18 protein-coding genes, 1 other RNA gene and 1 pseudogene are annotated in these 21,953 nt (G+C 71.9%); 15 read left to right on the forward strand and 5 right to left on the reverse strand.

Annotated features, from left to right (window positions below):
- The first annotated feature begins 213 nt into the window (after positions 1-213).
- The 5 genes and pseudogenes from mtrA (at position 214) to hpf (ending at position 6,088) form a co-directional block, all read left to right on the forward strand.
- The gene (mtrA, locus tag EV384_RS09125) at positions 214-903 is read left to right on the forward strand and encodes an MtrAB system response regulator MtrA (RefSeq protein ID WP_109800655.1); all 690 of its coding nucleotides are present in this window, start codon (positions 214-216) and stop codon (positions 901-903) included.
- A 12-nt stretch (positions 904-915) separates the two neighbouring features.
- A complete protein-coding gene (mtrB, locus tag EV384_RS09130) occupies positions 916-2,670 on the forward strand; it encodes an MtrAB system histidine kinase MtrB (protein ID WP_423202893.1) in 1,755 nt (584 codons plus the stop codon).
- Positions 2,667-4,475, forward strand: a complete 1,809-nt coding sequence (locus EV384_RS09135) for an LpqB family beta-propeller domain-containing protein (protein WP_130331956.1) — start codon at positions 2,667-2,669, stop codon at positions 4,473-4,475. Before mtrB ends, EV384_RS09135 begins: the two co-directional genes overlap by 4 nt.
- 7 nt (positions 4,476-4,482) lie before the next feature.
- A pseudogene (locus EV384_RS09140) lies at positions 4,483-5,192 on the forward strand (ComF family protein).
- A gap of 248 nt (positions 5,193-5,440) precedes the next feature.
- The gene (gene hpf, locus EV384_RS09145) at positions 5,441-6,088 is read left to right on the forward strand and encodes a ribosome hibernation-promoting factor, HPF/YfiA family (protein WP_130331958.1); all 648 of its coding nucleotides are present in this window, start codon (positions 5,441-5,443) and stop codon (positions 6,086-6,088) included.
- A 74-nt stretch (positions 6,089-6,162) separates the two neighbouring features.
- On the opposite strand, the gene EV384_RS09150 is transcribed toward hpf, so the two are convergent.
- Together EV384_RS09150 and EV384_RS09155 are read right to left on the reverse strand one after the other, a co-directional pair.
- Positions 6,163-7,278 (reverse strand): GNAT family N-acetyltransferase, encoded by a 1,116-nt coding sequence (locus EV384_RS09150; RefSeq protein WP_130331960.1) that lies wholly within the window; start codon positions 7,276-7,278, stop codon positions 6,163-6,165.
- A complete protein-coding gene (locus tag EV384_RS09155) occupies positions 7,275-8,453 on the reverse strand; it encodes a GNAT family N-acetyltransferase (protein ID WP_242623991.1) in 1,179 nt (392 codons plus the stop codon). The genes EV384_RS09150 and EV384_RS09155 overlap by 4 nt, the downstream gene beginning before the upstream one ends.
- Positions 8,454-8,614: 161 nt before the next feature.
- On the opposite strand from EV384_RS09155, the gene secA reads away from it, so the two are divergent.
- A complete protein-coding gene (secA, locus tag EV384_RS09160; RefSeq protein ID WP_130331964.1) occupies positions 8,615-11,536 on the forward strand; it encodes a preprotein translocase subunit SecA in 2,922 nt (973 codons plus the stop codon).
- A 129-nt stretch (positions 11,537-11,665) separates the two neighbouring features.
- Here secA and EV384_RS09165 read toward each other — a convergent pair whose 3' ends face one another.
- Both EV384_RS09165 and EV384_RS09170 read right to left on the reverse strand, forming a co-directional pair.
- Positions 11,666-12,262, reverse strand: coding sequence for an Rv3235 family protein (locus EV384_RS09165; RefSeq protein ID WP_130331966.1), 597 nt, complete (start codon positions 12,260-12,262; stop codon positions 11,666-11,668).
- An 86-nt stretch (positions 12,263-12,348) separates the two neighbouring features.
- Entirely contained in the window at positions 12,349-12,576 is a 228-nt protein-coding gene (locus EV384_RS09170; protein ID WP_130331968.1) for a helix-turn-helix transcriptional regulator, read from the reverse strand.
- 215 nt (positions 12,577-12,791) lie between these two features.
- On the opposite strand from EV384_RS09170, the gene EV384_RS09175 reads away from it, so the two are divergent.
- A complete protein-coding gene (locus EV384_RS09175; RefSeq protein ID WP_130331970.1) occupies positions 12,792-13,301 on the forward strand; it encodes a DUF6912 family protein in 510 nt (169 codons plus the stop codon).
- A gap of 34 nt (positions 13,302-13,335) precedes the next feature.
- On the opposite strand, the gene EV384_RS09180 is transcribed toward EV384_RS09175, so the two are convergent.
- Complete coding sequence (locus EV384_RS09180) at positions 13,336-14,367, reverse strand: hypothetical protein (RefSeq protein WP_130331972.1); 1,032 nt, start codon at positions 14,365-14,367, stop codon at positions 13,336-13,338.
- Positions 14,368-14,792: 425 nt separating this feature from the next.
- On the opposite strand from EV384_RS09180, the gene pruA reads away from it, so the two are divergent.
- The 8 genes from pruA (at position 14,793) to EV384_RS09220 (ending at position 21,922) form a co-directional block, all read left to right on the forward strand.
- Positions 14,793-16,421, forward strand: coding sequence for an L-glutamate gamma-semialdehyde dehydrogenase (gene pruA / locus EV384_RS09185; protein ID WP_130331974.1), 1,629 nt, complete (start codon positions 14,793-14,795; stop codon positions 16,419-16,421).
- Positions 16,422-16,613: 192 nt separating this feature from the next.
- Entirely contained in the window at positions 16,614-17,129 is a 516-nt protein-coding gene (locus tag EV384_RS09190; protein WP_130331976.1) for a PadR family transcriptional regulator, read from the forward strand.
- A gap of 65 nt (positions 17,130-17,194) precedes the next feature.
- The gene (gene prfB, locus EV384_RS09195; RefSeq protein WP_130331978.1) at positions 17,195-18,316 is read left to right on the forward strand and encodes a peptide chain release factor 2; all 1,122 of its coding nucleotides are present in this window, start codon (positions 17,195-17,197) and stop codon (positions 18,314-18,316) included.
- A gap of 118 nt (positions 18,317-18,434) precedes the next feature.
- Positions 18,435-19,115 carry a cell division ATP-binding protein FtsE gene (gene ftsE, locus EV384_RS09200; protein ID WP_109802316.1) on the forward strand — a complete coding sequence of 227 codons (681 nt, stop codon included), beginning with the start codon at positions 18,435-18,437 and terminating at the stop codon, positions 19,113-19,115.
- A 71-nt stretch (positions 19,116-19,186) separates the two neighbouring features.
- Positions 19,187-20,062 (forward strand): permease-like cell division protein FtsX, encoded by an 876-nt coding sequence (ftsX, locus tag EV384_RS09205; protein ID WP_130331980.1) that lies wholly within the window; start codon positions 19,187-19,189, stop codon positions 20,060-20,062.
- 134 nt (positions 20,063-20,196) lie between these two features.
- Positions 20,197-20,676 carry an SsrA-binding protein SmpB gene (smpB, locus tag EV384_RS09210; protein ID WP_130331982.1) on the forward strand — a complete coding sequence of 160 codons (480 nt, stop codon included), beginning with the start codon at positions 20,197-20,199 and terminating at the stop codon, positions 20,674-20,676.
- Between the two features lie 105 nt (positions 20,677-20,781).
- Positions 20,782-21,157, forward strand: a transfer-messenger RNA (tmRNA) gene (gene ssrA / locus EV384_RS09215).
- A 105-nt stretch (positions 21,158-21,262) separates the two neighbouring features.
- A complete protein-coding gene (locus EV384_RS09220; protein ID WP_130331984.1) occupies positions 21,263-21,922 on the forward strand; it encodes a hypothetical protein in 660 nt (219 codons plus the stop codon).
- Positions 21,923-21,953: the final 31 nt, after the last annotated feature.

Below are 21,953 nucleotides of genomic sequence, written 5' to 3' on the forward strand. Positions count from 1 at the left end.
CGTACTCCTGGCGGACGGGCGGTGGTGGCGGGCGACGGCGCGCCCGGGGGATCATGGTTGCACGGCCGGTCCCGCGCCGGTCGACCCGCACGCCGGGCGGCGCGCCACGCGCGTCCGTGAGCCGGCAGCTGTGGTGCCGGGTGTCCCGCCGCAGTACGGTGCCGTGGTGACGCCCAACCCTCCGAAACGAACGGGGATGGAACGATAAACCCCATGAGAGCCCGGGTACTGGTGGTCGACGACGACCCCGCGCTCGCCGAGATGCTCGGCATCGTCCTGCGCAGCGAGGGCTTCGTGCCCTCCTTCGTCGCGGACGGGGAACGGGCACTGGCCGCGTTCCGTGACAACCGGCCCGATATCGTCCTGCTCGACCTGATGCTGCCCGGGATGAGCGGTATCGACGTGGCGCGGGCGATCCGGACCGAGTCGGGTGTGCCGATCGTGATGCTGACCGCCAAGAGCGACACGGTGGACGTGGTGCTCGGGCTGGAGTCCGGGGCCGACGACTACGTGGTCAAGCCGTTCAAGCCCAAGGAGCTGGTGGCCCGGATGCGGGCCCGGCTGCGGCGGGGCGAGGACGTCGCGCCGGAGCTGCTGACCATCGGGCCGCCCGGCAACCAGATCTCCATCGACGTGCCGGCGCACACGGTCAGCCGGGACGGCGAGGAGGTGAAGCTGACCCCGCTGGAGTTCGACCTGCTGGTCGCGCTGGCCCGCAAGCCGCGTCAGGTCTTCACCCGTGAGGTGCTGCTGGAGCAGGTCTGGGGCTACCGGCACGCCGCGGACACCCGCCTGGTCAACGTGCACGTGCAGCGCCTGCGCGCCAAGATCGAGCCGGATCCGGAGCGGCCGGAAATCATCCTCACCGTTCGGGGCGTGGGCTACAAGGCGGGTACCGGATAGCCTGGTCGCACTGTGGTGACCTCCCCGCCCCCCGACTCGCCAACCAGCGCGTCCCGCCGGCTCCAGACCGCGCGGGTGCTCTGGCGCGCCCTTGCCGCCTGGTCGGCCGGGCTGGTCGCCGGCCTGCACCAGACCTGGCGGCGGTCGTTGCAGGTCCGGGTGGTGACCATCACCCTGGTCGCCTCCAGCCTGCTGGTCGGCGGGTTCGCGTACCTGATCGCCGACAAGATCACCAGCATCCTGCTGGAGAGCGCGGAGACCGACGTCCTGCTGCGGCTGCGCAACGGCAGCGACTACGCCTCGAAGCAGTTCGGCCTCTACAGCCAGCCGCAGGAGGCCCAGCTCCAGGACACCATCGACGGCACGGTCAACTACCTGGCCGGCGGTGACCCGGCGCAGACCAGCGGGGTGGTGGTCGCCATCACCGCGGACCGGTACAGCGGGGTCATCGAGCCGCGCACCTCGCCCGACGTCCAGGTCCGTCCGCTGATCAGCCGGGAGCTGCGGGCCTCCGTCGCCGCCGGCCACATCGCCCACCAGATCCGCACCGGCGAGCTGGCCGGCGAGCGCACCAAGTACCTGGTGTACGGCTCCCCGGTGCCGACCCGGTTCGGCCAGCTGGAGCTCTACTACCTCGTGCCGCTGGCCCGCCAGGACGCCACCGCCGCCGACGCCCGGGCCACCGTGGTCGCCACCGGCGTCGCCCTGGTGCTCCTGCTGGGCCTGCTCGCCGCCCTGGTCACCCGGCTGGTGGTGACCCCGGTGCGGGTGGCCGCCCGGACGGCCCAACGGCTCTCCGCCGGCCTGCTCGACCAGCGGATGGCGGTCAACGGGGAGGACGACCTGGCCCTGCTCGCCGCCTCGTTCAACCAGATGGCGACCAACCTGCAACGGCAGATCCTCCGGCTGGAGGAGATGTCCCGGTTGCAGCGCCGGTTCACCTCCGACGTCTCGCACGAGCTGCGCACGCCGTTGACCACCGTCCGGATGGCCGCCGACCTGATCTTCGCCGAGCGGGACGGCTTCGACCCGGCCGTGGCCCGCAGTGCCGAGCTGCTCCAAGCCGAGCTGGACCGGTTCGAGGAGCTGCTCACCGACCTGTTGGAGATCAGCCGGTTCGACGCCGGCTTCGCCGTGCTGGACTCGGAGCCGACCGACCTGGTGCCGGTGGTGCACCGGGTGGCCGACCGGCTCGCCGGCCTGGCCGAGCGGGTGGGGGTGACCATCGAGCTGGACGTGCCGGTCACCCCGGTGATCGCCGAGGTGGACCCGCGCCGGGTCGAACGGGTGCTGCGCAACCTGGTCGGCAACGCGGTCGAGCACGGCGAGGCCAAGCCGGTGCTGATCACCCTCGGCATGGACGAGAACGCGGTGGCGATCACCGTCCGGGACCACGGCGTCGGGCTCAAGCCCGGCGAGGAGAAGCTGGTCTTCAACCGGTTCTGGCGGGCCGACCCGTCCCGGGCCCGGCAGACCGGCGGGACCGGGCTCGGGCTGTCGATCAGCCTGGAGGACGCCCGGCTGCACGGCGGCTGGCTCGAGGCGTGGGGCGCGCCGGGGCAGGGCGCCCAGTTCCGGCTGACCCTGCCGGCGCGGGCCGGTGACCGGCTGACCACCTCGCCGCTGCGGCTGGTGCCGGCCGACGCCGCGCTGCCCTTCGGCGGCCCCCGGGACGGTGGCCTGCTGGCCATCGGCCCGGGCAGCGCCGGCGCGCTGGCCGTCGGTCCCGCTCCGGCGGGCGGCGACCGGGCCCAGGTGACGTCGTGAGGCGGCGGCTGCTGGCCGTACTGCTCGGCGGCGTGCTCCTCCCCGCCGGGCTGGCGGGTTGCGGCATCCCGGCCAACGGCGACATCCAGGTGGACGGCCCGGGGCCGTCGGCCGAGGCGGGCTTCATCAACGGCGGCGGAGCCCAGCCGCCCACCCAGACGGCCAGCGACGACCCGAAGGAGTTCGTCCGCAACTACCTGGCCGCGGCCGCGGGCGAGCGGGACCAGGCGTACAGCCGGGTCAAGCAGTTCATCGCGCAGGAGGCGAAGCCCCTGCTCCCGACGAAGCAGAGCAGCGAGATCGCGCTGACCGTGGTCCGGCTGCGGGAAAATCCCGAGGCCCGGTCGAACAGCGACGGCACCTACGATGTCACCGTCCGGGTGCAGCAGCTCGGCGTGCTCCGCGCCGACGGCACCCTGCGGCCCCCGGTGGCCAGCGACCCCGAGTACCGGTTCAAGCTGCGGCCGGCCGACACCGGTCAGCCGGGGTTGGTCCTCACCGAGCTGCCGAACGTGCTGCTGCTCAGCGACGACGCGCTGCGCAGCTACTACCGTGAGCGCACCATCTACTTCTGGAACTCGGACCGGAGCCGGCTGGTGCCCGACCAGCGCTACCTGCCCTCCGCGGTGCCCGCCGAACGGCGGGTCACCGAGGTCGTCAAGTGGCTCACCGTCGGCCCGTCCGACTGGCTCGCCCCCGGGGTCACCCTGCTGCCGGACGGCACGAGCCCGATCAACAACGCCACCGGCTCGGACGGGCGCTGGGAGGTCAACCTGAAGATGCCGGGGGCCAACGACGACCGGCTGGCCCGGTTCGCCACCCAGCTCGCCTGGTCGCTGCCGGAGCTGACGGGTCGGCTGGATCTGAAGATCCAGAACCAGAACCGGCTGACGGTCGACCTCAAGCAGGAACGCCTGGACATTCCGGTGTACCCGACGAGCGGAAGCCCGGAGCGGTACTGCGTCTACGACGGTGCGATCCACCCGCTCTCCTTCGTCGGCGAGCCGAGCGGCACCGTGCCGGTGGCCGCCGCCGCGAACAAGGGGGTCGTCTCGGCCGCGCTCAGCCGGTCGGGCGACGACATCCTCGCCGCGCTGGTGGTCACCCGGGCGGACCGGAAGCAGCGGCTCATGGTCGGCTCCGGGCCGGACCCGGTGACGCCGTCCAACGGCACCGGCTGGTACGCCTCGGTCGGCCGCCCGACCTGGCTCCGCTCGCTCGATCCCCAGCACCAGTACGGGCTGGTGGTGGCCGACAACCGGCTCTACCGCTTCGACGACCTGGCCGGCCTGAAACAGATCTTGCTCCCCGTGCAGGGGCCGGTGAGCGCGGTGGCCGCCTCGCTCGACGGGCACCGGATCGCGCTGATCGTGGACGGCGCCCTCTACGTCGCCGCGGTCAGCCTCGACGGCGGTGTGGTCTCCGTCGGCCAGCCCCGTCGACTGGTCACCCGGCTCACCGGCGTCACCGCCGTCGACTGGTACGCCGAGAACCAGTTGGTCTTCGCGGGCTCTGAGCTGCGCTCGGAGGGGCGGCCGGAGAGGTCGATCTACCAGACCACCGTCGACGGCGCGCTCGACACCGCGCTCAAGCTGGACGTCGGCGCCCCGGTCACCCACCTGGCCGCCTATCCGGGCGGCCCGGTCGGGGGGCTGCCCACCGGCTCGTACATGTACGAGGCCAACCGGGTGGCCTACCGGAACAACCCGTTCGACACCATCAAACGGGACCGGGTCCTGAACGTGACGCCGCCCGCGGCGGGGGTCAAGGCGTCCAACCCGACCGTCCCCTTCTTCCTCTACTGAGCCGCCGGTGCGGGACCTGGGCGGGCTCTGGTCGGACCTGACCGACCTGGTGCTGCCGGCCGGGTGCGCCGGCTGCGGCGCACGAGCGGCGGGCACGCGGCAGGGCTTCTGCCCCGGCTGCGTCCAGGAGCTGGAATCGTTGCGCCCCGCCCCGGTGCGTCCCACCCCGGCCCCGCCCGACCTGCCGCCCTGCGTGGCCATCGGTCCGTACGCCGGGACGCTGCGGGAGGGGCTGCTCGCGTACAAGGAGCGGGGCCGGCACGGGCTGGCCCGGCCGCTGGGCGCGCTGCTCGCCGAGGTGGTCGCCGCGGCGGTGGGCCGATCCCGGCCGGTGGTCCTGGTGCCGGTGCCGGACTCCGCGCCGGCGGCCCGGGCCCGGTACGGCGACCACCTCGACCGGTTGGCCGGCCACGCGGCGGCCCGGCTGCGCAGGGCCGGCTGGCCGGTGCGGGTGCTCCGGCCGCTGCGGGCGCTGCCCCGGCCGGACTCGGTCGCCCTGGACAGCGCGGGCCGGGCCGCGGCGGCGGAGTCGGCGTTCCGGCTGCGCCGGCCCGGCGGCCCGCCGCCGGTCGGTGAGGGGACTTCGGTGGTGGTGCTCGACGACATCGTCACCACCGGGTGACCCTGGCGGCGGTGAGTCGGGTCTTGCGCGCGGCGGGAATGACGCCAAACGTCGCGGCAGTGCTTGCCGCAACGCAAAAACGACGCCATTGGTGACGCTTCGTGTTTCCGTTTCACCCCATGGTGTACGAGCTGTGAAAATTCCTGGGCGGTCTCGACAACCAGGGGTGACTGTCGCAGGAACAGGCGTTAGCGTTTTCGTGTCGGGGGTAGGAGGTCTTTCCACCCGCTCCCGACGGTGAGAGGAGGCGTAGCCGTACTGAACCGGTCGACGCCGAACGGGGATCTCCCAGGCGTGCCGACCGGGTGCCGGACCGAACGACCGTCCGAACAAGGGAGGTCACGTGGACATCGTGGTCAAGGGCCGTAACGTCGAAGTGCCGGACCATTACCGGGTGCACGTAGCCGAGAAGCTCGCGAAGATCGAACGCTACGACCACAAGCTCATTCGGGTCGACGTGGAGTTGTTCCACGAGCGCAATCCGCGCCAGGCCGATCATTGCCAGCGGGTGGAAATCACCTGCGTCTCACGCGGCCCGGTGATCCGGGCCGAGGCCTGCACGAATGACTTTTACAGCGCGCTGGACGCGGCCATCGCCAAGCTGGACACCCGGTTCCGCCGGGCGGCCGACCGGCGCCGGGTCCACCGGGGGCGGCACGCGCCGCTCTCCGTCGCCGCCGCCACCGCGGACCTGCCGGTCGCCGGCCTCGGCGACCCCGTGTCCGCCGCGCTCGCCGACGGCGGCCGGGCGGCCACCGCGGTCGCCGAACGACCCGAGGACAGCTACGAGGAGTACGACGACGACCAGCCGTGGCACATCGCGCGGGCGAAGGTGCACCCCGCCGATCCGATGACCGTCGACGACGCCCTGTTCCAGATGGAGCTGGTCGGCCACGACTTCTACCTGTTCCAGGACAAGGAGTCCGGTCGGCCGAGTGTCGTCTACCGTCGGCGCGCCTACGACTACGGGATCATCTCGCTCGACGCCTGACCCTGACCACCCCTGAGACACCGGGCCGCGGAGCCGTGGTGGGCACCACCACGGCTCCGCGGCGTCTCCGGGCCTCAGCGCGCCGACGGCAGGTCGGCGGCGAGCAGGCCGTAGCAGACCGAGTCGACCCGGGTGCCGTCCGGGCCGGGGAGCCGGCCGCGGGCCAGCCCCTCCCGGCGGAAGCCGACCTTCTCCAGCACCCGCTGGGAGGCGACGTTCTCCGGCCGGGTGCCGGCCCAGAGCCGGGCCAGCCCGACGCCGAACGCCCAACCGGCGAGGAGCCGCACCGTCCGGGTGGCCAGCCCCCGCCCGCGGGCCTCCGGCAGCAGGCTGTAGCCGAGCATGGCCTGGCCGGTCGACGGTTCGTCATAGACCAGCGCGCAGCCGCCGGCCACCGCCCCGGTCGCCGCGTCCAGCACGGCGAAGTCGGCCGAACCGCCGGCCAGCCAGTGGCTCTCCGCCTGTCGACAGCGCCGCTCGATCGCCGCCCGGGTGGGCGGCGCCGGCGGTACCCGGTTCGCCACCACCTCGGGCCGGGTGTGCAGCCGGTACATCGCCGCCACGTCGTCCGGGCCCAGCCGGCGCAGCGTCACCACGCCGTCGGTGAGCCGGCCGTCGGGCAGGTCGGGCAGGAGCCGGGCGGCCGGCCCGGGCGGGTCGTCGGCGAGGCGTACCCAGGCGATCAGGTCGTGCCAGCCACCGCCGCGGACCGGGGTCGCGGAGCGGCGTACCCCCTCGTGCCGGAAGCCGGCGGCCAGCGCGATCCGCTGGCTGGCCGTGTTCTCCGGGTGGGTGAGCAGCTCCAGCCGGGCGGTCCCGGTGGCGAAGGCGTGCCCGGCGAGGACGCGGGTGGCGGCGGTCGCCACGCCGCGGCCGCGCGCCCACGGCGCCACCCAGTAGCCGATCTCCGCCTGCGCGCGGTAGGGCACGACCTGGCTCAGGCCGATGCCGCCGAGCAGCCGGTCGGTGGCGGGATCCGCGATCGCGTACGCGCAGCCGCCGCTGGTCCAGGCCGCGGGCGCGCCCTCGGTGATCCACCAGCGGGCGGTCTCCTCGGTGTACGGGTCGGGCATGCCGGAGATGAACCGCTGGGTCAGCGGGTCGGCGCAGCCGGCCGCGGTGTCCGCCACGTCGTCGTCGCGGAACAACCGCAGCCGGACCCCGTTGGACTCGATCACCCGCGGGGTCAACTCAGCTCTCCCGTGAGGTCCTCGGCGAGCAGAGCGGCGACCCAGGCGTCGCCCCGGCCGTCCCGGCTGGTCAGCAGGCCACGGGCGGTGCCTTCGAAGGCGAAGCCGGCCTTCTCGGCGACCCGGCGGGAGGCGGTGTTGCCGGCCAACGCCCGCCACTCGATGCGGGCCAGGCCCAGCGTGGTGAAGCCCCACGCGGTCAGCGCGCCCACCGCGGCGGGCATGTAGCCGCGGCCCCGCGCGTGCGGGGCGGTCATGAAGCCGACGTCCCCGTTCAGCGGGTCGGTGGGCGAGATCCGCAGGTCCACCGATCCGACGTACCGGTCGTCGCCGTCGGCGATGGCGTAGTAGGCGCCGGTGCCCCGGGCCCAGGCGGCCTCGGCGAAGTCCCGCAGGAAGCCCTCGGCGTGCGAGCGCTGGTACGGGTGGGGGACCGTGGTCCAGCGGATGGTCTCCTCGTCCCGGCTGGTCGTCACGACGGCGTCGAGGTCGCGCTCCTCCATCGGGCGCAGCCGCAGCTCGCTGGCGCCGACGGTGGCGAAGAGGACGGGCTGCGGCCGGCCGAAGACGGCGGCCCGGCGGGCCGGGAGGGTCTCCGGGCCGGCCGGCGTGGGCTCGCCCGGCGCGGCCAGTTCGTCCGGGAAGAGCGAGCCGACCCAGGCCTCCCGGCGACCGTCGACCGCCGGATGGGCCAGCCGCAGTTCGCCCTCGACCCGGAAGCCGGCCCGGAGCGCCACCAGCCGGGAGGCGTGGTTGCCGACCTCGGCCTGCCAGATGATCCGGCGCAGCTTCAGCGCGTCGAACGCCCAGCGGGCGACCGCCCGGGTGGCCCGCACCGCGACCCCCCGGCCGCGCGCCCGGGGTGCGGTCCAGTAGCCGACCTCCGCGGAGTCCAGGCCCCGGTCGATGGAGACCAGGCCGCAGGAGGCGAGCAGCTCACCGGTCGCCGCGTCGCAGACCGCGAACGGTGCCCCGGTGCCGTCCGCCCAGGCCCTGCCGCTGATCTCGGTGACGAACCCCAGGGCGTGTTCGGGCAGGTACGGGCGGGGTACGGTGGTCCAGCGCTGGATGTCCGGATCCTGGCAGGCGCGGTGCACCGCGTCGGCGTCCTCCGCCCGCCAGGGTCGCAGCAGCAGGCCGTCCTCGGTGATCTCCACAAGCTCCACCCGAGCCATCGTGCCGGATCGTTCGCGTTGGGCGTAACCCGATAAACCGCCGGTCAGGGCGTGGGCCGCGCGTTATGTCGGTTTCGCTGCCCCGGACCGCCGCCACCAGTGACCATCGCCGCGGCGGAGCGCCTACGATGGTTCGAGACTGTCTAGGGGAGCGTTGATCCGTGTCGATTCTGGAAAAGGTCCTTAGCGCTGGCGAGGGCCGTATGGTGCGCCGGCTCAAGGCCATCGCCGCCGCCGTCAACTCGATCGAGGACGACTACGTCAACCTCACCGACGATGAGCTGCGCGGCCTGACCGAGCAGTACCGCGAGCGGCTCGCCGACGGTGAGACCCTCGACGACCTGCTGCCCGAGGCCTTCGCCACGGTGCGCGAGGCGGCCGCCCGGGTGCTCGGCCAGCGGCCGTACGACGTCCAGGTGATGGGCGGCGCGGCGCTGCACTTCGGCAACATCGCCGAGATGAAGACCGGTGAGGGCAAGACCCTGACCTCGGTCATGGCGGTCTACCTCAACGCGCTCTCCGGCAAGGGCGTGCACGTGGTCACGGTGAACGACTACCTCGCCCAGCGCGACGCCGCCTGGATGGGCCGGGTGCACGAGTTCCTCGGCCTCACCGTGGGTGTCGTCCTGCCGAACCGGCCGGCCAGCGAGCACCGCGCGGCGTACGAGTGCGACATCACCTACGGCACCAACAACGAGTTCGGCTTCGACTACCTGCGCGACAACATGGCCTGGTCGAAGGACGAGCTGGTGCAGCGCGGCCACAACTTCGCCGTGGTCGACGAGGTCGACTCGATCCTCATCGACGAGGCCCGGACCCCGCTGATCATCTCCGGCCCGGCCGAGCACTCGGCCCGCTGGTACCAGGAGTTCGCCGGCGTGGTGGCCCGGCTCCAGCCCGGCACCGACGGCGAGGGCGACTACGAGGTCGACTACGCCAAGCGGACCATCGCCATCACCGAGCGCGGGGTGGCCAAGGTCGAGGACCGGCTCGGCATCGACAACCTCTACGAGTCGGTGAACACCCCCCTGGTCGGCTACCTGAACAACGCGATCAAGGCCAAGGAGCTCTACAAGCGCGACAAGGACTACATCCTCAGCGAAGGTGAGGTCCTGATCGTCGACGAGTTCACCGGCCGCATCCTGCACGGCCGCCGCTACAACGAGGGCATGCACCAGGCGATCGAGGCCAAGGAGGGGGTGGAGATCAAGCAGGAGAACCAGACCCTGGCCACCATCACCCTCCAGAACTACTTCCGCCTCTACGAGAAGCTCTCCGGCATGACCGGCACCGCCCAGACCGAGGCGAGCGAGTTCAACAAGGTCTACAAGGTCGGCGTGGTGACCATCCCGACGCACCGGCCGATGGTCCGGCTCGACCGGGCCGACGTCATCTACAAGACCGAGAAGGCCAAGTTCAACGCCGTCATCGAGGACATCGCCGAGCGGCACCAGGCCGGCCAGCCGGTGCTGGTCGGCACCGTCTCGGTGGAGAACTCGGAGATCCTCTCCACGCTGCTGCGCCGCCGGGGCATCCCGCACTCCGTGCTGAACGCCAAGTTCCACGCCAAGGAGGCGGAGATCGTCGCCCAGGCCGGGCGCAAGGGCGCGGTCACCGTCGCCACCAACATGGCCGGCCGCGGTACGGACATCCTGCTCGGCGGCAACCCCGAGTTCCTCGCCGCCAACGAGCTGCGCCAGCGCGGCCTCGACCCGGTCGAGCAGCCGGAGGAGTACGCCAAGGCGATGGAGGAGGTCCTGCCCGAGTGGAAGCAGGCCTGCGACGTCGAGGCGGACGAGGTCGCCGACGCCGGTGGCCTCTACGTGCTGGGCACCGAGCGGCACGAGTCCCGGCGCATCGACAACCAGCTGCGCGGCCGGGCCGGCCGCCAGGGTGACCCGGGCGAGTCCCGCTTCTACCTCTCCCTCCAGGACGAGCTGATGAAGCGCTTCCGGGCCGGCGCGGTCGAGGCGGTGATGGAGCGCTTCAACATCCCGGAGGACGTGCCGATCGAGTCGAAGATGGTCACCCGCCAGATCAAGAGCGCGCAGGCCCAGATCGAGGGCCAGAACGCCGAGATCCGGAAGAACGTCCTCAAGTACGACGAGGTGCTCAACAAGCAGCGCCAGGTGATCTACGCCGAGCGCCTCCGGGTGCTCAACGGCGAGGACCTCTCCGAGCAGGTCCGCAACATGATCGACGACGTGGTCACCGCGTACGTCGTGGGCGCCACCAGCGACGGCTACGCCGAGGACTGGGACCTGGACCAGCTCTGGTCCAGCCTCAAGCAGCTCTACCCGGTCGGGGTCACCGTCGAGGAGCTGGAGGACGAGGTCGGCTCCCGCGCCGGCCTCGACCAGGACTTCCTGCTCGCCCGGCTCAAGGAGGACGCGCACGCCGCGTACGACCGGCGCGAGGAGACGCTCGGCGAGGAGGCGGTACGCCAGCTCGAGCGGATGGTGCTGCTGCAGGTCATCGACCGCAAGTGGCGTGAGCACCTCTACGAGATGGACTACCTGCAGGAGGGCATCAGCCTGCGGGCGTACGCCCAGCGCGACCCGGTCATCGAGTACCAGCGCGAGGGCTTCGACATGTTCGCCACCATGATGGACGGCATCAAGGAGGAGACGGTCGGCTTCCTCTACAACCTGGAGGTTCAGGTTGAGGAGCCCGAGCCGGAGGCCGAGGAGGTGCAGCTGCTGGAGAAGCCGGTGGAGATCCGCGCCAAGGGCCTCAACCGCGCTCCGCAGCAGCAGGGCCTGCAGTACTCCGCGCCCACCATCGACGGTGAGGCGGGCGCCGGCGCGGTGGCCGTCGAGCGGCCCGAGGAGCAGGCGCCGGCCCTCGGCCTGGGCCGCCCGGAGAAGACGGCCCGGCCGGCCGCCCCGGCCAGCCCGTCCTCGCCGCGTCGCCCGGCGGCGGCCGGCATGAGCGGCCAGGCCGTCGCGGCGAGCACCGCGCGTCGGGCGACGCCCGGTCAGGTGGACGGCGGTGAGGGTGGCCCGTCCCGTAACGCGCCCTGCCCGTGCGGCTCCGGCCGCAAGTACAAGCGCTGCCACGGCGCGCCGAACAGCGGCGCCTGAGCGACCTCGCAGCGACGACGGGCCCCGGCCGGGAACGGCCGGGGCCCGTCCGCGTCTCCGCCCCCGGGTCGGCGATCTGGAGTTGATCAGAGGGCCGTGCGGGCCGGTGACGGTCGACGGCGGGGCCGGTCAGAGTACCTGGAGGGTGGTGCAGAGCCAGTTGCCGCGGCGGTGTTCCAGGCGGAGGGCGATCGCCCAGCTGGCGCCGCCGGCCCCGGCGAGCACCGCGGCCGCCTCCACCGCCCCGGCGCGCGGCTCACAGACGCGCAGCCGGCGGAGCCGGAGGACCGGGCGGGTCGAGCGACGGCGTACCGGGCCGACGCGGTGGGCGGCGCGGGCGAGTTCGGCCGTGACCTCCGTCGCCACGGCCGGGTCGCTGAGCGGCCGGAGCTGGCCGGGCGGCCGGTAGCCGTTGACGATCTCCAGGAAGGTGCGGACGAACCGGTGTGCCGCCCGGGTGGCCTCCGGCGTGGCGGTGACCAGGGCGGCGGCCGGTGGCGTCCCGGCCCGGCGACCGGGCCCGGCGGGGGTCGGGCGGACGTCGACGTGCCGGCCCGCAGGGCGGCCGGGGTCGCGCCGGCGCGGATCGAAGAGGTCGAGGGTGAGCTGGTCGGCGTTCGGGCGGAACCAGGGCTCGCCCTCGTCTGCGCAGGGCGGGTCGATCGGTGGCGCGGGACGGAGGCGGACCGGCGGGCGCGGTGCCGGTGGGCGGCGGGTGTCGACCATCCTCAACCCCTGTTCGTTGCGTTTACCTTCGTTTGCCTCCGACAGGCTCCAGTTTCGGGTAGAGAAGTCTCGCCGTCAATGCCGCGTCACTCGCCGTCGCGGTCGGTGAGCGGGTTTCCACGAACCCATTCGGCGGTCTCGGCGTACTTCTGCTGGATGTACTCCTCCAGCCGGGCGCGCTCGACCCGCCACTGGCCCCGGCCGCCGATCTTGACGGCGGGCAGCTCTCCGCTGCGCACCATGTGGTAGACCTGCGAGTCCGAGACGTTGAGCTCCGCGGCCACGTCGGACAGGAGCAGGAACCTCGGCTCCACGGCGAACTCCCGGGGTTGACGTCGTTTGCCTCAGTTTGCCATCAGTGGCGTCGCATACCCAGTCGCGTCCCCGTCCTGTCCGGCACCGGCTGACGGGACACACCGGCGGGAAACTTCTCCCGGGCGGGCGCAAGGTGTATGACGGTCACGGCGTACGGCATGATCGGCGCCCGGGGCCGGCGTCCGCCGGTCCGGGCCTGAGCAGGGGAGACACCGTGACCGACGAGCTTGTCCGGGTGTACGTGCCGGCGACCGTCCCGATGCTGTCGCGGCTGCGCGAGCAGGGACTCGCCGATGGCGAGGCGCACGCGGTCACCCCCCTGCTGCGCGAGTGGTACGCCGAGGGTGACGAGGAGGAGCTGGAGTACGTCGCCTTCACCCGGGCCGCCCAGGACGCGCTGCTCCTGCTCCGGGCCGACCCGGCCGCGCCCCGCCGGCGGGTGGTGGTCTCGGTGGACGTGCCGGCCGCGTCGGTCGGTCGGGTCGACGGGGAGCTCGGGTCCAGCCTCGTCCGGCTGACGGGCCCGGTGCCGGTGACCGCGGTCGCCGCGATCCACGTCGACGGCGCGGAGGCGGTGGAGGACGTGGCCGCCGCCGCCGAGGTGGTCGCCGAGGCGCAGGCCGGCGACCCGGACGCTCAGTTCACCGTCGACGGCGCGGAGGACCACGAGCTGGAGTGGTACGACGTGACCGAGCTGGACCTGTTGCTCCGCGCCGTCTCCTGACCGCTGCCCCGGCCCGGCGACGGGCCGCGGGAACTCAGCGGGCCGGCTCGTCCTCGGCCGGCTCCGCCTCGTCCACGCCGGCCGGGCCGAGGGTGCGACCGAAGGCGATGAGCGTGGTCAGCGCCCCGACGAACAGCACCCAGATGCCGTTGTCCACCCGCGAGGTGCCGAGCGCGGACTGCGCGACCTCGTCCGCGTCGCTGAGCGCGGCGGCCAGGTCGAGCAGCGTCCGGCCGCCGACCCGGATGATCACCTCGGTGAGCAGCAGGAGCAGGCCCGGTCCCGCTCCGGCGACCAGGTAGGCCGGCCAGCGCGGCGGCGCGGCCGGGTCCCGCCGGGCCCGGCGGCGCGACCAGGTCAGGTAGCCGAAGGCGACGAGTCCGGCGAGCAGTCCGGCCAGCAGGGACTCCGTCCGGGAGACCCACTTCGCGGCGCTGAGCACCGACTCCTGGGTGTCGCCCGCGCCGAACAGGTCGGAGAGCGGGTCCCGGGCGCGGCTGAACGCCACCACGAAGATCAGCACGGTCAGCGCGGCGGCGGCGCTCGCGCCGACCACCCGGGCGTTGCGGGCACCGGCCACGGCGCCGCCGATGATGGCCGCCGCCGCGGTGGTGCCGGCGATCGTGTTGGTGGTCGCGTTGTCGGCGTAGGTCAGGTTGATCGCCAGCGCGGCGGCCAGTCCGACCAGCAGGCCGGTGCCGACGGCGGCGAGGAAGCGCAGGGTGGCGCGCTCGGTGCGCCGGGTGAGCGGATTGGTCGCCGCCAGGGCGACCGCGGCGCCGGCGACCAGCGCCGCCGAGATGACGCCGGGCAGCGCGTACGCGGAGAGGCTGATCGCGGTGACGCCGGCCTCGGCCGAGTGGATCGCGGCCCGGGTCGACCAGAGCATCGCCGCCAGCCAGCCGACGGCCACCAGCGCGAGCACCACCGCGCCGGGGGCGAACGTGACCCGTCCGGTGCCCTCCGGCGCCGCGCCGGCCAGGTCGACCGGGGCGGTCTCCTCGACCGGGGCGGCCGTGGGCTGGTCCGGTTCCGCGGCCGTGGAGCTGCTGGGCTGGTTGCTCATCGTCTCCCCTTCGACGGACGCCGGATCGGCCGCAACGGCCGGGCAGGTCACCGGCCATCCAGGGTACGCGCCGCCGCGCGCCCTCCTCCGCGCCCGGCTCCGCCCTCGGCCCCGATCTCGGCACCTCCGGCGGTTGCCGAAGGATCGCAGGGGCATTGTGCTGCTCGCCGACGGTTCGCCGCCTCTGCGACCGTTCCGGCCTACGGTCCGGAGTGCGGTGGTCCGTCCGGATGATCCGCCGGAGGAGCGGCGGGCGGGGTCGGGAGGAGCCGGGGTGGGGTTGGCTGAGGGGGGTCGCATGGAAGAATCGGCGCAGGTCCCGCCGCCGCGACCGGTCCACCGCGCGGTGCCCGGCGTCCGGCCGTCCGGTCGGTGCCTGCGGGTCCGGTTTCGCCACCGCCGTCGAGATCGCACAGGAGCCTGTGATGGACGCCGTGTTCTCCGTACCCGAGCCGCGCAACGAGCCGGTACGCACCTACGAGCCGGGCAGCGCCGACCGGGAGCGGCTTCAGCGGCGGCTCACCGAGCTGGCCGCCGAGCGGATCGACCTGCCGATGACCATCGCCGGCGAGCAGCGGATGGCCGCCGGCGAGTCGATCAAGGTGGTCCAGCCGCACAAGCACGCGCACGTGCTCGGCGTCACCGGCCACGCCACCCACGACGACGCCCGCGCCGCGGTCAAGGCCGCCAAGGACGCCGCCCCGATGTGGCGCGCGCTGCCGTTCGAGGAGCGGGCCGCGATCTTCCTGCGCGCCGCCGAGCTGCTCGCCGGCCCCTGGCGGGACACCCTGAACGCGGCCACCATGCTCGGCCAGTCCAAGACCGCCGTCCAGGCCGAGATCGACGCGGCCTGCGAGTTCATCGACTTCCTCCGGTTCAACGTGCACTTCGCCCGGAAGCTGCTGGAGGAGCAGCCGATGTCCTCGCCGGGGGTGTGGAACCGCTTCGACCACCGCCCGCTGGAGGGCTTCGTCTACGCGGTCACCCCGTTCAACTTCACCGCGATCGCCGGCAACCTGCCCTCGGCGCCGGCCCTGCTCGGCAACACCGTGGTCTGGAAGCCGGGCCCGACCCAGCAGTTCGCGGCGCACTTCACCATGCGGCTCTTCGAGGCGGCCGGCCTGCCCCCGGGCGTGATCAACATGGTCACCGGGCGCGGCGAGGAGGTCTCCGACGTCGTGCTGGCCGACCCGGACCTGGCCGGCATCCACTTCACCGGCTCCACCAAGGTCTTCCACCAGCTGTGGAGGACCGTTGGCGAGAACATCGCCGGCTACCGGGGCTACCCGCGCCTGGTCGGCGAGACCGGCGGCAAGGACTTCGTGGTCGCGCACACCAGCGCCGACGTGGACGCCCTGCACACCGCGCTCATCCGCGGCGCCTACGAGTACCAGGGCCAGAAGTGTTCGGCCGCCTCGCGGGCGTACGTCCCGCGGTCGCTCTGGGAGGGCGGCCTGCGCGACCGGCTGGCCGTCACCACCGACTCGCTGACCTACGGCGACGTCACCGACTTCCGCAACTTCGGCGGCGCGGTCATCGACGACAAGGCGTTCAGCCGGCACACCGCCGCGCTGGAGCTGATCTCCGACGACCCCAGCTGCCGGATCCTGGCCGGCGGCACCGCCGACGACTCGGTCGGGTACTTCGTCCGGCCGACGCTCTTCGAGTGCTCCGACGCCGCGCACGAGACCTTCACCACCGAGTACTTCGGCCCGATCCTCGGCGTGCACGTCTTCGACGACGCCCGCTTCGACGACGCGGTCGCCCAGGCCGAGTCGATCGCGCCGTACGCGCTGACCGGGTCGATCTTCGCGAACGACCGCCGGGTGGTCGACGCGGTGGCGGAGAAGATGCGGTACGCGGCCGGCAACTTCTACATCAACGACAAGCCGACCGGCGCGGTGGTCGGGCAGCAGCCCTTCGGCGGTGCCCGGGCCAGCGGCACCAACGACAAGGCCGGCTCCTGGCACAACCTGGTGCGCTGGATGTCGCCGCGGACGATCAAGGAGACCTTCGTCCCGCCGACCGACCACACGTACCCGCACATGGGCTGAACCGGCGACGGCCGCCGGTGGCGCGCGGAGCGTCACCGGCGGCTCGGCCGGGCCCCGGGACGACGTCCGGCGGAGGGTATCGATGGTCCTCGGCGGACTGTCGTCCGCCGACAGTGCACATTGGAAGCCCCATCGGGTGGCGAAAACGGCAAATCCTGGACGCCGGGTCGGCAAAGTGGCAGCTTAGAGGGCATGGCGGAATCCGGAGTCAACCCCACGGCGGCAGCCCTGCTCGGCCTGCTGCACGAGGGCCCGATGACAGGCGGCCAGCTGATGGCCGCCGCTGAACGGCGGCTGGCGCCGTACTGGTCGATGACCCGCAGTCAGGTCTACCGCGAGTTGCCGGTGCTGGCCGAGCGGGGTTTCGTGCGGCTCGGCAAGCCCGGGCCGCGGATGAGTCAGCCGTACGCGATCACCGCGGCCGGGAAACGGACATTTTCCCGCTGGCTGGCGGAGAACCCGGGGCGGGACACCATCCGCAACCCGATCGCGCTGCGGATCGCCTTCGGCAACCTGCACTCGGCGAGCCAGCTGAAGAACCTGTACGCGTCGGCGAACGAGTATCACACCGAGGCCCTCGCGGCGGTCCGGGAACAGGTGAAGAACGCCAAGAAGGAGGGCGACACCTACGACGCCAGCGCGCTGGAGTTCGCCGTCGCCTACCACAAGGCCGCCCTGTCCTGGCTCAAGAGCGCCCCGGTCGGCTGACCTGCTCCGGCGGGTCGGGCGGCTGAGGTGAACGGACCGCCGGGAGCCAAGTACGCTTGTCTGTCGTGACCGCTGCCGATTACGCCGAACAGCTCAAGGAACTCGACGCCACCCTCCGCAACATCGAGGCCGTCCTCAACCTGGACCGGCTGCACGAGCAGAAGGCCCGGCTCGAGGAGCAGGCGTCCGCGCCGGACCTCTGGGACGACCAGGCCAAGGCCCAGCACGTGACCTCGCAGCTGTCGTACGTCAACGGCGAGATCAGCAAGCTGGGCAGCCTCCGCTCCCGGCTCGACGACGCCGGCGTGCTGCTGGAGCTGGCGGAGGCGGAGTCCGACCCGGGGGTGCTCTCCGAGGTCGAGAGCGAGATCACCGGGCTGACCAAGGCCATCCAGGAGATGGAGGTCCGCACCCTGCTCTCCGGCGAGTACGACTCGCGGGAGGCGCTGGTCGCCATCCGGGCCGGCGCCGGTGGCGTGGACGCGGCGGACTTCGCCGAGATGCTGCTCCGGATGTACCTGCGCTGGGCCGAGCGGCACGGCTACCCGACCGAGGTCTACGAGACCTCGTACGCCGAGGAGGCCGGCCTCAAGTCCGCCACCTTCACGGTGAAGGTGCCCTACGCCTACGGCACGCTCAGCGTCGAGTCGGGCACCCACCGCCTGGTCCGGATCAGCCCGTTCGACAACCAGGGCCGCCGGCAGACCAGCTTCGCGGGCGTCGAGGTGCTGCCGGTGGTGGAGCAGACCGACCACATCGAGATCCCCGAGAACGAGATGCGGATCGACGTTTACCGCTCCTCGGGCCCCGGCGGGCAGAGCGTCAACACCACCGACTCGGCGGTGCGGATCACCCACATCCCGACCGGCATCGTGGTCACCTGCCAGAACGAGAAGTCCCAGCTGCAGAACAAGGCCTCCGCGCTGCGGGTGCTCCAGGCCCGACTGCTGGAGCGCAAGCGCCAGGAGGAGCAGGCCAAGATGGCGGGCCTGAAGACCGAGGCCGCCGGGTCGTGGGGCGACCAGATGCGGTCGTACGTCCTGCACCCGTATCAGATGGTGAAGGATCTGCGTACGGAGCAGGAGACGGGCAATCCGTCCTCGGTCTTCGACGGCGAGCTGGACAGCTTCATCGAGGCGGGCATCCGCTGGCGCAAGCAGCAGCAGATGGCCGGCGACACTGCGTGATCGCCTGAGGGCGGAGCGCGTCATCGATCTCCATGTCAGGCGGTAAATGGATGACGCGCTCGCTCCTGAGGGGGCGGGGGGCTTGGCTCTCCGGTTACACCGCGTAGACTCTCGACCCGTGATTCAGCTTGAGCAAGTGACGAAGACGTACCCGAAGGCGTCGCGGCCTTCGCTCGACAACGTGTCCGTCTCGATCGAGAAGGGCGAGTTCGTCTTCTTCATCGGTCCATCCGGCTCCGGCAAGTCCACGATCATCAAGATGCTGCTCCACGAGGTCAGCCCCAACAAGGGGCGCGTCGTCGTGAACGGCAAGGACGTCACCTCGATGCGTTCCTGGAAGCGACCCCACTTCCGGCGTTCCATCGGCTGTGTCTTCCAGGACTTCCGGCTGCTGCCCAACCGCACCGCGTACGAGAACGTGGCGTTCGCCCTCGAGGTGATCGGCAAGACCAAGGCGGTCGCCCGCCGGGTCGTGCCGGAGGTGCTGGAGCTGGTCGGGCTCGGTGGCAAGGAGCACCGCTACCCGCACGAGCTCTCCGGTGGTGAGCAGCAGCGGGTCGCTGTTGCCCGGGCGTTCGTGAACCGTCCGCTGATCCTGCTGGCGGACGAGCCGACCGGAAACCTGGACCCGGACACCTCGATCGAGATCATGCGCCTGCTGGACCGGATCAACCGCACCGGCACCACCGTCGTGATGGTCACGCACGACTCGAACATCGTGAACCAGATGCGCCGCCGCGTCGTCGAGATCGAGAGCGGCCGCATCGTGCGCGACCAGGCCCGCGGCGTCTACGGCTGAACCGGCGCTCGGCCGCGAGCCGTAGACCCTGACGACGAACACCTCATGCCGGAGAGCCGGAGGAATTCCCGATGCGCGTGAAATACGTCCTGTCCGAGGTACTGGTCGGACTGTGGCGCAACGTCACAATGACCATCGCCATGATCATCACGCTGGCGGTGTCACTGTTCATGCTGGGCGGCAGCGGTCTGCTGTTCCAGAAGGTCGGCGACATGAAGGACCTCTACTACGAGAACATCGAGGTCTCGATCTTCCTGAAGACCGACGTCAGCAAGCCGCAAGTTGACGCGCTCGACGCCAAGCTCAGTAGCGATCCGCTGGTCAAGGACTCCACGTACGTCAACAAGGAGGAGGCGTACAAGCGGTTCCAACAGATGTACGCCGACGCTCCGGACCTGGTGAACGCGGTCAAGCCGGACCAGCTGCCCGAGTCGTTCCGGCTCAAGCTGAACAACCCCGAGCAGTACAAGAACATCTACGACCAGTACAAGGACACCGAGGGCGTCGACGAGATCGTCGACCAGAGCAAACTGCTCGACAAGGTCTTCGGCGTCCTCACCGGGATCCAGAACTTCGCGCTGGCCATCGCGATCGTGATGGCGATCGCCGCGCTGCTCCTGGTGGCCAACACCATCCAGGTGGCCGCCTACAGCAAGCGGCGTGAGGTCGCGGTCATGAAGCTCGTCGGCGCCTCCAACTGGTTCATCCAGGCGCCGTTCGTGCTGGAGGCCGTGGTCGCCGGCCTGATCGGTTCGATCCTCGGCCTGGTCGCGCTGGCCGCCCTGAAGGTCTTCGCCAGCGGCGGGTCGATGCAGGCCCTGGAGGGCCTGATCACGCCGGTCTCGTGGGGGGACATCTTCCTGATGTTCCCGTTCATGGCGGGCGTCGGTGGTCTGGTCAGCGCCATCACCGCCTGGGTCACGCTCCGGTTCTACCTGCGCGTCTAGTCGCACACCGGCTCTCCGAGGACCCTCCCGCGCCTGGAATAAACGGCGCGGGAGGGTCCTTGTCATTCGGGTAGCATGATCTCCGCCCCGCGGCCGGCCACCGGTCGTGGGTCATTCGGAAGGGGGTGGCGCCGATGCCACGGGAAAAGGGTCGCAAGGTGGTCGCCTCCAACAAGAAGGCGCGGCACGACTACGCCATCCTCGACACGTACGAGGCGGGCATGGCGCTGACCGGCACCGAGGTCAAGTCGCTGCGGGCCGGGCGGGCGTCGCTGGTCGACGCGTTCGCCCAGGAGCGCAACGGCGAGCTCTACCTGCACGCCATGCACATCCCGGAGTACACCCAGGGCACCTGGACCAACCACGAGCCCCGGCGTACCCGCAAGCTGCTGCTCAACCGGCTGGAGATCGACCGGCTGATCGGCAAGACCCGCGAAGGCGGCCTGACCATGGTGCCGTTGCAGGTCTACTTCTCGGACGGCTGGGCCAAGGTGGAGATCGCCCTGGCCAAGGGTAAGAAGTCGTACGACAAGCGGCAGGACCTCGCCAAGCGGGACGCGGACCGGGAGATCGCCCGGGTGGCCGGCCGGCGTGGCAAGGGAATGGATGAGTGATTTGTCCGCTATGTCCCGGTCGGCACGCCCGGCCCGGGGCTCGGGATGAAACCCGTTGCGGCAGGCGTTAGGCTTGTCAGTGCCACCACGAAGGTGGCCCGTCGAGGGGGTGACTGGTTTCGACTTCGTACGTTGCGGCAGGGGAAGCGAGCCGAGGAAGCCGACGTCGTCTCGAGAATCGTTCGTCGGAAACCAATAAGCGCCAAGAACAATCGCGCTGACTTCGCTCTCGCCGCCTGAGGCGAGTAGTGAGTCTGTCGGCCTGGGAGCGCCTTCGACCCAGTTAGCCGGCATCAGCTAGAAGGCTGGCCAACCGGACCCGGTCGCGGGGTCCGTGCGGCGAGATTAATCAGCGACTGGGCCCGTCACACCAACTTGCTCGCGTGAGCGGTGGGGCCGAGTAGAGGCACAGCGAGCTGCGCTCGGAGAAGCCCTGACAAACCGGCGAAGGACCCGGGTTCGATTCCCGGCACCTCCACCACCTGAACTGTGCGCCCCGGTCCACCTGGACCGGGGCGCACAGTCGTCTCCGGACCCCACCCCCGGCGGTCCACCCCCGTTGCCCGGCCGGCCTAGGCTGCCCCCTGTGACGAACGAGAAGCTCCGCCTGTCGGTGGGCGCCGCGCCCGGGCAACGCGTGTTCGCGGCGGTGGTGGGCGTCCTCTTCGCCGGCTTCGGCACGGTCTTCGTGCTGCTGCCCGTGCTCGCCGACCGGCTGCTCGGCCGGCTCACCGGCTTCGGCGACCCGCTCCCGTCGTACGACGAGGCGCGGGACCTGCCGCCCGGCATGCTCCCGCCGGACCTCGCCGGCGGCACCGAAACGCCGGGACCCGGCCGGCTCATCGGCCTCTGCGGCGTCCCGTTCGTGCTGCTCGGGCTCTACCTCGTGCTGCGGGTGCTGCGCACCGCCGCCTGGTTGGAGGAGACCCGGGCCTCGGTCCGCGGCGCCCTGGGCACCCGCACCGTCGACCTGGCCACCGCCGAGGTCACCGCCGGGGCCGTCGCCCAGCGAATCGGGGACGAGTCGGTGGTCCGCGTGCCCACCGTGGTCGCCCGCGACCGGGGGACCGGCCGCCGGGTCACCATCCCGCTGCAGGGCATGGGATTGGCCACGCTCCCACCGTACGAGCTGCGGGCGCTCGCCGACGCGATCACCGCAGGGCGTCCGACCGGCGGCCGGGACGCCGACGCGCACGTCCTCGCCGGCCAGCTCCGCACCATGGCGGGCAACCCGCTGGGCCTGTGAGCACTTCTGGGGCCGGTGGGGCGGATGGGGC

Source organism: Micromonospora kangleipakensis (assembly GCF_004217615.1).
GTDB lineage: Bacteria > Actinomycetota > Actinomycetes > Mycobacteriales > Micromonosporaceae > Micromonospora > Micromonospora kangleipakensis.

Bases quoted from the DNA above. Each gene is read 5' to 3' on its own strand.
- mtrA (WP_109800655.1), top strand. From the start codon at position 214: ATGAGAGCCCGGGTACTGGTGGTCGACGACGACCCCGCGCTCGCCGAG.
- EV384_RS09155 (WP_242623991.1), bottom strand. From the start codon at position 8,453: ATGGCTCGGGTGGAGCTTGTGGAGATCACCGAGGACGGCCTGCTGCTG.
- EV384_RS09165 (WP_130331966.1), bottom strand. From the start codon at position 12,262: ATGGTCGACACCCGCCGCCCACCGGCACCGCGCCCGCCGGTCCGCCTC.
- EV384_RS09180 (WP_130331972.1), bottom strand. From the start codon at position 14,367: ATGAGCAACCAGCCCAGCAGCTCCACGGCCGCGGAACCGGACCAGCCC.
- pruA (WP_130331974.1), top strand. From the start codon at position 14,793: ATGGACGCCGTGTTCTCCGTACCCGAGCCGCGCAACGAGCCGGTACGC.
- EV384_RS09190 (WP_130331976.1), top strand. From the start codon at position 16,614: ATGGCGGAATCCGGAGTCAACCCCACGGCGGCAGCCCTGCTCGGCCTG.
- ftsX (WP_130331980.1), top strand. From the start codon at position 19,187: ATGCGCGTGAAATACGTCCTGTCCGAGGTACTGGTCGGACTGTGGCGC.
- smpB (WP_130331982.1), top strand. From the start codon at position 20,197: ATGCCACGGGAAAAGGGTCGCAAGGTGGTCGCCTCCAACAAGAAGGCG.